Genomic DNA, 8,974 nt, shown 5'->3' with positions numbered 1-8,974 from the left:
GCCGCGAGCGACACCAACCCGCTGCGCACCCACGGCGGCCCCGTCAACGAGAGCCAGACCGTCCAGCTCGGCCAGATCGGCAGCCTGCTCGCGACTGTCGCGCTGTCGACCCTCGTCATCGAGGCGGGCATCGCGATCCTGCTGTACCCCGGCCTCCTCTTCGCGGGCGTGCCGTGGCATGTCGCCCTCTGGGAGGCGCCGTTCTACGCGGCCATGTCGTTCACCAACACGGGCTTCACGCCGAACCCGCAGGGCCTGGAGCCCTTCCGGCACGACTACTTCTTCCTCACCGTGCTGATGGCCGGCGTCTTCATGGGGTCGATCGGGTTCCCCGTGATCTACACGCTGCGCCGCCAGCTGTGGCACGTGCGCCGCTGGTCGCTGCACGCGAAGCTCACGATCATCACGACGGTGGGGCTGTTCTTCCTCGGCGGCGTCGTGTTCCTCGTGCTGGAGTACGACAACCTGCTGACCCTGGGCACGAACGACGCCTGGGACACGACGTTCCAGGCGTTCTTCCTGTCGGCGATGACGCGCTCGGGCGGCTTCGCGATCCTCGACATCGGGCAGCTGAACCAGTCCAGCCTGCTGGTGGCCTGCATGCTCATGTTCGTCGGCGGCGGCTCGGCGTCCACCGCCGGCGGCATCAAGGTGACGACCCTCGCCGTCATCGCGCTCGCGGTGATCTCCGAGGCGAAGGGCCGCGCGTCGAACCAGGTGTTCGGCCGCCGCATCCCGAGCGACGTGCTGCGCGTCGCCCTGTCGGTCGTGGCCTGGGGCGCCACCATCGTCGCGATCTCGACGATCATCATCACGCAGATCACCAAGGCCGATCTCGGCGACGTGCTGTTCGACGTCATCTCGGGCTTCGCCACCGTGGGGCTGTCGACGGGACTCACCGCGACGCTGCCCGATCCCGCCGTCTACGTCCTCGCCATCACGATCGTCATGGGCCGCGTTGGTACAGTGACTCTCGCCGCGGCCGTGGCTGCGTCCAACCGTTCGCAGCTGTACTCGCTGCCCGTCGAAAGGCCGATCGTTGGTTGAGCGGATGAGGGGCGATGCGCCCGTCCTGGTCATCGGACTGGGGCGCTTCGGCGCGGCGTGCGCGGGCGAGCTCGACCGCCTGGACCGCGAGGTGCTCGCGATCGACGAGAACCTCGACCTGGTGCAGAAGTGGTCGGAGCGCGTCACGCACACGGTGCAGGCCGACGCGAAGAACATCGACGCGCTGAAGCAGATCGGCGCACAGGACTTCCAGGTCGCCGTCGTCGCGGTCGGCTCGTCGATCGAGGCATCCGTTCTCATCACGGCGAACCTCGTCGACCTCAAGGTGCCGCAGATCTGGGCGAAGGCGGTGTCGCAGTCGCACGGCAAGATCCTCGCCCGCGTCGGCGCCAACCACGTCATCTACCCCGAGCGCGAGGCCGGCGAGCGCGTCGCGCACCTCGTGAGCGGCCGCATGCTCGACTTCATCCGCTTCGACGACGACTTCGCGCTCGCGAAGCTCTACCCGCCGAAGTTCATCCGCGGCAAGGGCCTCAACGAGTCGGGGGTCCGCAGCAAGTACAACGTCACCGTCGTCGGCGTGAAGAGCCCGGGCAAGCCGTTCCGCTACGCCGAGGCGAACACGGTGGTCACCAACCACGACCTCATCATCGTGTCGGGCACGAACTCCGACATCGAGCGCTTCGCCTCGCTCGAGCGCTGATCCCGACGGATGTCGGCGGCCCGGCGCAGACTGCCGGCATGAGCGAACGAGACGAGACGATGCAGGCCGCGCGCGCGTGGCTCGACGGCTACCTGCGCGCGTGGGACACGAACGCGCCCGACGACATCCGCGCGATCTTCGCGCCCGACGCGGTGTACCGGTTCGAGCCCTGGACGACGCCGGTAGAGGGGCAGGACGCGATCGTCGCGGCCTGGACGCAGCGGCGCGACGAGCCGGGAAGCTTCCACTTCGAGGGCGGGGTGACGGCGGTCGACGGCCGGCGGGCGATCATCGAGGGGGTGACGAGTTACGTCGCCGGCACGACCTACAACAATCTGTGGGTGGTCGACCTCGCCGCCGACGGCCGTGCCGACGCCTTCACCGAGTGGTGGATGGACCAGGCGCACAAGAGCTGACACTCACGCGCCGGCGGCGAGCTCCTTCGCGCGGGCGAGCGCGGCATCCGTCGCACGCGCGAACACCTCGTCGAGGCGCGCGTCCTGCAGCACGGCCACGGCGCGCTCGGTCGTGCCCTTGGGGCTGGTGACCTGACGGCGCAGCCCCGCGGGATCGTGATCGGATGCCTCCAGCAGAGCCGCCGCGCCGATGAAGGTCTGCTCGGCCATGACGCGGGCCTCGGCCTCGGCGAAGCCCTTTGCGACGGCCGCCTTGGTGAACTCCTCGACGAGCAGGAAGAAGTACGCCGGGCCCGATCCCGAGATGGTCGACAGCGCGTCGATCTGCGACTCGGGGACCTCGATGACGGTGCCGACCGTCTCGAAGAGCCGGCGGGCGGTCGCCACGGCGGCGTCATCGGCGCGCGAGCCTGCGGCGAGGCCGGTGACACCGCGGCCGACGAGGGCGGGCGTGTTCGGCATCGAGCGCAGCACGACGACGTCGTCGCCGACGATCTGCTCGAACGTGTCGATGGTGACGCCGGCCGCGAGGCTGACCACCAGCGTTCCGGGGCGCAGCACGGGCGCGATCTCGCGCAGCAGGTCCGGCACCATCGCGGGCTTGACGCCGACCAGCACGGCATCCGCGGCGGCCGCGGCATCGGTGTTGCCCGTGGGCTGCGTCTCGAGGGCGACGCTCGTGACGTCGGCGAGCCCCTCCAGCGACCGGGCGCTCGCGAGCGACCGGTTCGTCGCGGTCACTCCCCCGCTCGCCAGACCCGAGCGCGACAGGCCGCGGGCGATCGCTCCGCCCATGGAGCCTGCTCCGAGGATCGCGATGGGCGGGAGGGCGGGAGCATTGTCAGGCATGCCGTCATCCTATGAGCGGGGCGTGACGGCATCCATTCAATCACTCTTGACTTATATAAGTTTGCGCGCAACCATTGAAGCATGCACGCGCTCGACATCCTCGGCGACCCGGTGCGCCGGCGCATCCTCGAGCTCCTCGCGGAGGGCGAGCTCAGCGCCGGCGACATCGGCGACGAGGTGCAGCGCGAGTTCGGCATCTCGCAGCCGGCCGTGTCGCAGCACCTGCGGGTGCTGCGCGAGTCCGGATTCGCCACCGTGCGCCCCGAGGGCACACGACGCCTGTACGCGATCGCGGCCGAGCCGCTCGCCGACGCGGCCGCGTGGTTCGATCCGTTCCGGCGCTTCTGGCAGCCGCACCTCGACGCCCTCGCGACCGAGCTCGCCCGGGGTCGCCGCGAACGCCGGCTGGCGGCCGAGCGCGATGCCGGGACCGATGAGACAGACCGACCGGACACGACCGAACCTCAGGAGGACTGACATGGTCGACGTACAGGGCCAGCTCGCGGCGGTGACGCGCGAGATCGCCGACGAAGACATCGACGGATTCGCCTCGCGCGTGCAGACGCTCGCGCAGACGTACCCCGCGCCCATCGACGACGTATGGGATGCCGTCACGACCGCGCCGCGGATCACCCGGTGGTTCCTCCCGATCTCGGGCGACCTGCGCGTCGGCGGCCGTTACCAGCTCGAGGGCAACGCCGGGGGAACCATCCAGGCGTGCGCGCCGCCCGCCGGCGGTGCGGCCCATTACAAGGCGACGTGGGAGTTCGGCGGCGGCGTCACGTGGCTGACCGTGCGACTCACGGCGGAGGGCGACGACAGGACGCGCCTCGAGCTCGAGCACGTCGCCCGCACCGACGACATGCCTCCGGGCTTCTGGGACACCTACGGCCCGGGCGCGACCGGCGTCGGCTGGGACGGCGGGCTGCTCGGGCTGGCGCTGCACCTCACCGGCGGCGAGGGGCCGACCCCCGAGCAGGCCGCGGCATGGGCGTTCACCGACGAGGGCCGCGCGTTCTACCGCGGCGCCGCCGACGCATGGGGCGCCGCACACGAGGCCGCCGGCGCCGACGCCGCGTCGGCGCGACGCGCCGCCGACAGCACCTTCGGGTTCTACACCGGACAGGCACCCGCCGGGGAGTGAACGGAGCGGATGCCGCGCCGCTCGCGGTGCGGCATCCGCTCTCCGACTCGGCAACCTGAAAGGTGATTCACAAAGAGTGCGGCCGGGACTATCCTCGGAGATGGCGGGGGCGCAGGGGCCTTCGCGAGACGTGGAGAATCCCGATATGACCCTCTTCGACGGCATCACCGCACGCATCGTGGAGACGCCCCAGCTGTCCGTCAACATCCTGGAGCGTGCGGGCGACGACCCGGCCGCGCCGCCCGATCGCACCGTGATCCTCATCCACGGAAACGTGTCGTCCTCGCTGTTCTGGCAGGAGACGATGCAAGACCTTCCCTCAGACCTCCGTGTCATCGCGGTCGACCTGCGCGGCTTCGGAGACACCGAGAACGCACCCGTCGACGCGACGCGCGGCGTGCGGGACTTCAGCGACGACCTGCACGCGACACTGCAGGCGCTCGGCATCGAGACCGCCCACCTCGTCGGATGGTCGATGGGCGGCGGTGTGGTCATGCAGTACGCGCTCGATCACCCGGTACTGAGCCTCACGCTGCAATCGCCCGTATCGCCGTACGGTTTCGGCGGCACGCGCCGCGACGGCTCACGCCTCACCGACGACGACGCCGGGTGCGGCGGCGGCGGCGCCAACCCCGACTTCGTGCAGAGACTCAACGATCGGGACGCGACTGACGAGGCCTCGACGTCGCCGCGCAGCGTCTTCCGCTCCGGGTACGTCGCCTCCGGCTACACCACCGAGCACGAGGACGTCTGGGTCGAGTCGATGCTCAGCACCTCGACCGCGACCGGCAACTACCCCGGCGACGCCGTCGCGAGCGAGAACTGGCCCGGCTTCGGCGCCGGCCGGATCGGCGTGCTCAACACGATGACGCCGGGGCACTTCGATGTGTCGGGCATCGTCGACCTCGACCCGAAGCCGCCCATCCTGTGGATCCGCGGCACGTCCGACGCGATCGTGTCGGACGCGTCGTTCTACGACCTGAACAACCTCGGCAAGCTCGGCGTGATCCCCGGCTGGCCGGGCGACGACGTCGCGCCCGCACAAGAGATGGTGTCGCAGACCCGTGACGTGCTCGGCCGGTACGCCGCCGTCGGCGGCCAGGTCGTCGAGGTCGCCCTGGAGGGCGTCGGGCACTCGCCGCACCTGGAGCGCCCGGCCGAGTTCCGCCACGCGCTGCTCGAGGCGATCGGCTACGTCGGCCACCCGCACGACCCCGCCCCGCCGACCGAGGCCATCATCCTGCGCTCGTCGGACTGAGACGATCGCCGGGCGAGGCGCTCCGACACGCGTACGAGCCCGGCTTGCCGCATCCGTAGACTCGTCGGCATGAGTGCTTCCGGCGGTGGCAAGGCGATCCTCGCGGCGTTCCTGGCGAACATGGGCATCGCCCTGGCGAAGTTCATCGCGTGGTTCCTCTCGGGGTCTGCGTCGATGCTCGCCGAGGCGATCCACTCGGTCGCAGACTCGGGCAACCAGCTGCTGCTGATGCTCGGCGGACGCAAGGCGAAGAAGCAGGCCGACCGCGAGCACCCCTTCGGCTACGGCCGCGAACGGTACGTGTACGCGTTCGTCGTGTCGATCATCCTGTTCTCGGTCGGCGGCCTGTTCGCGATCTACGAGGGCGTGGAGAAGATCCTCCACCCCCACGCGCTCGACGAGAAGTGGTGGTGGCTGCCCATCGTGGTGCTGGTCATCTCGATCGGCCTCGAGTCGTTCTCGCTCCGCACCGCGGTGAAGGAGAGCAACCACGTCCGCCCGAAGGGGCAGTCCTGGGTCTCGTTCGTCCGCCGCGCGAAGGCGCCCGAGCTGCCCGTCGTCCTTCTCGAAGACGTCGGCGCCCTCACCGGTCTGGTGTTCGCCCTGCTCGGCGTCGGCCTCACCGTCATCACCGGCAACTCGCTCTTCGACGCCCTCGGCACCCTCATGATCGGCACGCTGCTGATCCTCATCGCGATCGTCCTCGGCGTCGAGACGAAGAGCCTGCTCGTCGGCGAGGGGGCGACGGATGCCGACTACGACCGCATCGTCACCGCCATCGAGTCCGGACCCGAGGTCGAGAAGCTCATCCACATCAAAACCCTCTACCTCGGCCCCGACGAACTGCTCGTCGCCGCCAAGCTGGGCTTCGCGTCGGACGCCCCGCTCGCCCACGTCGCCGCCGACATCGACAAGGTCGAGGCGCGCGTGCGCGAAGCGGTGCCCGCGGCACGCGTGATCTACTTCGAGCCCGACATCTACCGCCCCGGGGACGATCCCGCGCCGCCGACGTCGGAGTTCGTCATCACCTCGTCCAACTGAGAGGCCGCGCGCGATGGAGTACTGCGTCTTCACCGAACCGCAGCAGGGTGCGAGCTACGACGACCAGCTCGCTTTCGCGCGGGCCGCAGAGCTGCTCGGCTTCGACGGGTTCTTCCGGTCGGACCACTACCTGCACATGGGCGACGGCGCCGGCACACCCGGCCCGACCGACGCCTGGACGACCCTGGCCGGACTCGCCCGCGAGACCTCGCGCATCCGCCTCGGCACGCTCGTGTCGTCGGTCACGTACCGGGCCCCCGGGCTGCTCGCGATCCAGGTCGCGCAGGTCGACGCGATGTCGGGCGGACGCGCCGAACTCGGGCTCGGCACCGGCTGGTTCGAGCGCGAGCACCGGGCTTACGGCATCCCGTTCCCGGCGAAGAGGTTCGACCTGCTCGAAGAGCAGCTCCAGATCGTGACCGGGCTGTGGTCGACCCCGGTCGGCCGGTCGTACAGCTTCGCCGGCGCCCACTACGAGCTGACCGATGCCCCGGCCCTGCCCAAGCCCGTCCAGGAGCGCGTGCCCATCATCGTGGGCGGCAGTGGGCCGAAGCGCACCCCTGACCTGGCGGCGCGCTTCGCGACCGAGTTCAACATCGGATTCCAGCCCGAGCCGGTGATCGCCGAGAAGTTCGCCGGCGTCCGCGCCGCGTGCGAGCGCATCGGGCGCGACCCCGGCACGCTGAAGCTCTCGGTCGCCCTGCCCACGCTGGCTGCAGCATCCGCCTCCGAGCTCGAACGGCGCGCGGCGAACATCGGACGCACGGCGGACGAGCTGCGCGGCGACGTGAACATCGTCGGCGGCCGGGACGAGATCGTCGCCAAGGTCGAACGCCTCGCCGCGCTCGGCGCGCAGCGCGTGTACTTCCAGCTCATGGACCTGCAGGACGTGTCGCACGTCGAGTACCTCGGCGCCGAGGTGCTCCCGCACCTGCCGCGCTGAGCCCGGCGTCCGGCGCGCCGGCCCGGCGTTGCGTGCGTGCGGAAGGAGAGAGGATGCCGGGCGCCCGGCATCCATCGCTCACACCGGCAGGCGGTACGACGGCAGGCCGCGACGGCGGATGAGCCACTCGGCGAACACCAGGTTCGGCAGCCAGCACAGGAACGGCACCGCGGCGTACGCGTTCGCGAACGCGGTGTCGAACTCCCACGGCTGCCCGAAGAGGAGCGGGGCCATGAGCAGCAGCGGCAGCCAGATGCGCAGCATGACGCCCGCGTACGTCAGCGCGTAGTTGCGGATCATCCAGGCACGGTGGCTCGGCACGTCGCCATGGCGGATCGCCCGGTACGCACGCCACGCCGTGACGAACCACATGACGGCGAGCGCCCCGAACCCGAAGAACCCGACGGAGCCGGCCCGGCTCCAGGGCGCGATGACGAGGCCCGCGATCGCACCGACCGCGACCGCGACGAGGTACACGCGGCCGGTCCACCGGTGCACCCGAGGCGCGCGGGTGCGCAGGCCGCGCCAGAACTGGAACGGCCCCGCGACGAGCGCGACCGCTCCGCCGACGATGTGCGCGTAGAACGCACCCTGCACGAATCCCGGCGCGGACGCATAGGTGGATGCGAGCCCCACGTCATCCCCGGCGAGGTCCTGCAGCGACGCGGTGAAGTACGGGACGGCCGAGTAGGCGACGATCGCGACCGCCGTGAGCAGGACGAACGTCCAGCCGATGCGGGAGCGGATCCCGCCCGGGCGCGCGACCGCCGGTGCGGTGCGGACGGGTTCGATGAGCCGGGTCATGGCCGTCACGCTAGGCCCGGCTGCCGGGCAGCCAGCAGGGGGCTGTCCCCCGGAACCGCCGCGGCAGTCCCCCGAACCACGGGGTCGACGGCGTCAGCGGCGGGCGTCGAAGAACCCGCGCAGCAGCGCGGAGGCCTCGGCCTCGCGCACGCCCGCGACCACCTCGGCGCGGTACGGCAGGCGGCGGTCGCGCAGCACGTCGTACACGGACCCTGCGGCGCCGGCCTTGTCGTCCCATGCACCGAAGACCACCCGTGACACGCGCGACTGCAGCACCGCGCCGGCGCACATCAGGCACGGTTCGAGGGTCACGACGAGGGTGCAGCCGTCGAGGTTCCATCCGCCGTGGGCGGCGGCTGCGGCCCGCAGGGCTACGACCTCGGCGTGCGCAGTCGGGTCATGGTCGCGCTCGCGCAGGTTCAGGCCTTCGCCGATCACCGTGCCGCCGGCATCCGTCACCACCGCCCCGACCGGGACGTCGCCGGACTCGCCCGCCTGCGCGGCGAGCTGCAGCGCACGATCCATCGCGGCGAGATCGGCCGGGTCCACGTTCACCCCCCGAGCGTATCCGGCGGGCGGTGCGGCGGGCGGTCTCCGTTCGCGGAGCCAGGAGATCCCGCGAGATCTCCTGATCTGGGAGACGGACCGCGCGCCCAGTAATCTGGGGTCATGCGCCTGCACGTCGCCGACCACCCTCTCATCACTCACAAGCTCACGGTGCTGCGCGACCAGCGCACGCCGTCGCCGGTGTTCCGTCAGCTCACCGAAGAGCTCGTGACACTGCTCGCGTACGAGGCGACCCGCAACG

12 protein-coding genes are annotated in these 8,974 nt (G+C 70.8%); 9 read left to right on the top strand and 3 right to left on the bottom strand.

Going from position 1 to position 8,974, the window contains the following annotated elements:
- The 3 genes from ACTHNQ_RS06590 to ACTHNQ_RS06580 all read left to right on the top strand — a co-directional run.
- Positions 1 to 1,047 (top strand): potassium transporter TrkG (locus ACTHNQ_RS06590; RefSeq protein ID WP_440332164.1); only part of this gene is annotated, 1,047 nt, incomplete at its 5' end.
- A gap of 4 nt (positions 1,048 to 1,051) precedes the next feature.
- Positions 1,052 to 1,711 carry an NAD-binding protein gene (locus ACTHNQ_RS06585; protein WP_018172943.1) on the top strand — a complete coding sequence of 220 codons (660 nt, stop codon included), beginning with the start codon at positions 1,052 to 1,054 and terminating at the stop codon, positions 1,709 to 1,711.
- 38 nt (positions 1,712 to 1,749) lie between these two features.
- Positions 1,750 to 2,127 (top strand): nuclear transport factor 2 family protein, encoded by a 378-nt coding sequence (locus tag ACTHNQ_RS06580; protein WP_440332162.1) that lies wholly within the window; start codon positions 1,750 to 1,752, stop codon positions 2,125 to 2,127.
- A gap of 3 nt (positions 2,128 to 2,130) precedes the next feature.
- Here ACTHNQ_RS06580 and proC read toward each other — a convergent pair whose 3' ends face one another.
- Positions 2,131 to 2,976 (bottom strand): pyrroline-5-carboxylate reductase, encoded by an 846-nt coding sequence (gene proC, locus ACTHNQ_RS06575; RefSeq protein WP_440332160.1) that lies wholly within the window; start codon positions 2,974 to 2,976, stop codon positions 2,131 to 2,133.
- 81 nt (positions 2,977 to 3,057) lie between these two features.
- On the opposite strand from proC, the gene ACTHNQ_RS06570 reads away from it, so the two are divergent.
- From ACTHNQ_RS06570 to ACTHNQ_RS06550, 5 genes are all read left to right on the top strand, one after another.
- Positions 3,058 to 3,453 (top strand): ArsR/SmtB family transcription factor, encoded by a 396-nt coding sequence (locus ACTHNQ_RS06570; protein WP_440332158.1) that lies wholly within the window; start codon positions 3,058 to 3,060, stop codon positions 3,451 to 3,453.
- Between the two features lies 1 nt (position 3,454).
- Entirely contained in the window at positions 3,455 to 4,120 is a 666-nt protein-coding gene (locus ACTHNQ_RS06565; RefSeq protein WP_440332156.1) for an SRPBCC domain-containing protein, read from the top strand.
- 145 nt (positions 4,121 to 4,265) lie between these two features.
- A complete protein-coding gene (locus ACTHNQ_RS06560) occupies positions 4,266 to 5,378 on the top strand; it encodes an alpha/beta fold hydrolase (protein WP_440332154.1) in 1,113 nt (370 codons plus the stop codon).
- A gap of 69 nt (positions 5,379 to 5,447) precedes the next feature.
- Entirely contained in the window at positions 5,448 to 6,419 is a 972-nt protein-coding gene (locus tag ACTHNQ_RS06555; protein WP_440332152.1) for a cation diffusion facilitator family transporter, read from the top strand.
- A gap of 13 nt (positions 6,420 to 6,432) precedes the next feature.
- On the top strand, positions 6,433 to 7,362 hold the full coding sequence (locus tag ACTHNQ_RS06550; protein ID WP_440332150.1) for an LLM class F420-dependent oxidoreductase: 930 nt from the start codon (positions 6,433 to 6,435) through the stop codon (positions 7,360 to 7,362).
- Between the two features lie 78 nt (positions 7,363 to 7,440).
- Here ACTHNQ_RS06550 and ACTHNQ_RS06545 read toward each other — a convergent pair whose 3' ends face one another.
- Both ACTHNQ_RS06545 and ACTHNQ_RS06540 read right to left on the bottom strand, forming a co-directional pair.
- Positions 7,441 to 8,166, bottom strand: coding sequence for a DUF2306 domain-containing protein (locus tag ACTHNQ_RS06545; RefSeq protein WP_440332148.1), 726 nt, complete (start codon positions 8,164 to 8,166; stop codon positions 7,441 to 7,443).
- A 93-nt stretch (positions 8,167 to 8,259) separates the two neighbouring features.
- Positions 8,260 to 8,691, bottom strand: coding sequence for a nucleoside deaminase (locus ACTHNQ_RS06540; protein WP_440332167.1), 432 nt, complete (start codon positions 8,689 to 8,691; stop codon positions 8,260 to 8,262).
- Between the two features lie 144 nt (positions 8,692 to 8,835).
- On the opposite strand from ACTHNQ_RS06540, the gene ACTHNQ_RS06535 reads away from it, so the two are divergent.
- The coding region (locus ACTHNQ_RS06535; RefSeq protein ID WP_440332166.1) for a uracil phosphoribosyltransferase at positions 8,836 to 8,974 on the top strand (139 nt) is incomplete at its 3' end.

The sequence above is a fragment of the Microbacterium sp. genome (genome assembly GCF_051953575.1).
Lineage (GTDB): Bacteria > Actinomycetota > Actinomycetes > Actinomycetales > Microbacteriaceae > Microbacterium.
This window is presented reverse-complemented; position numbering and strand designations above follow the sequence as displayed.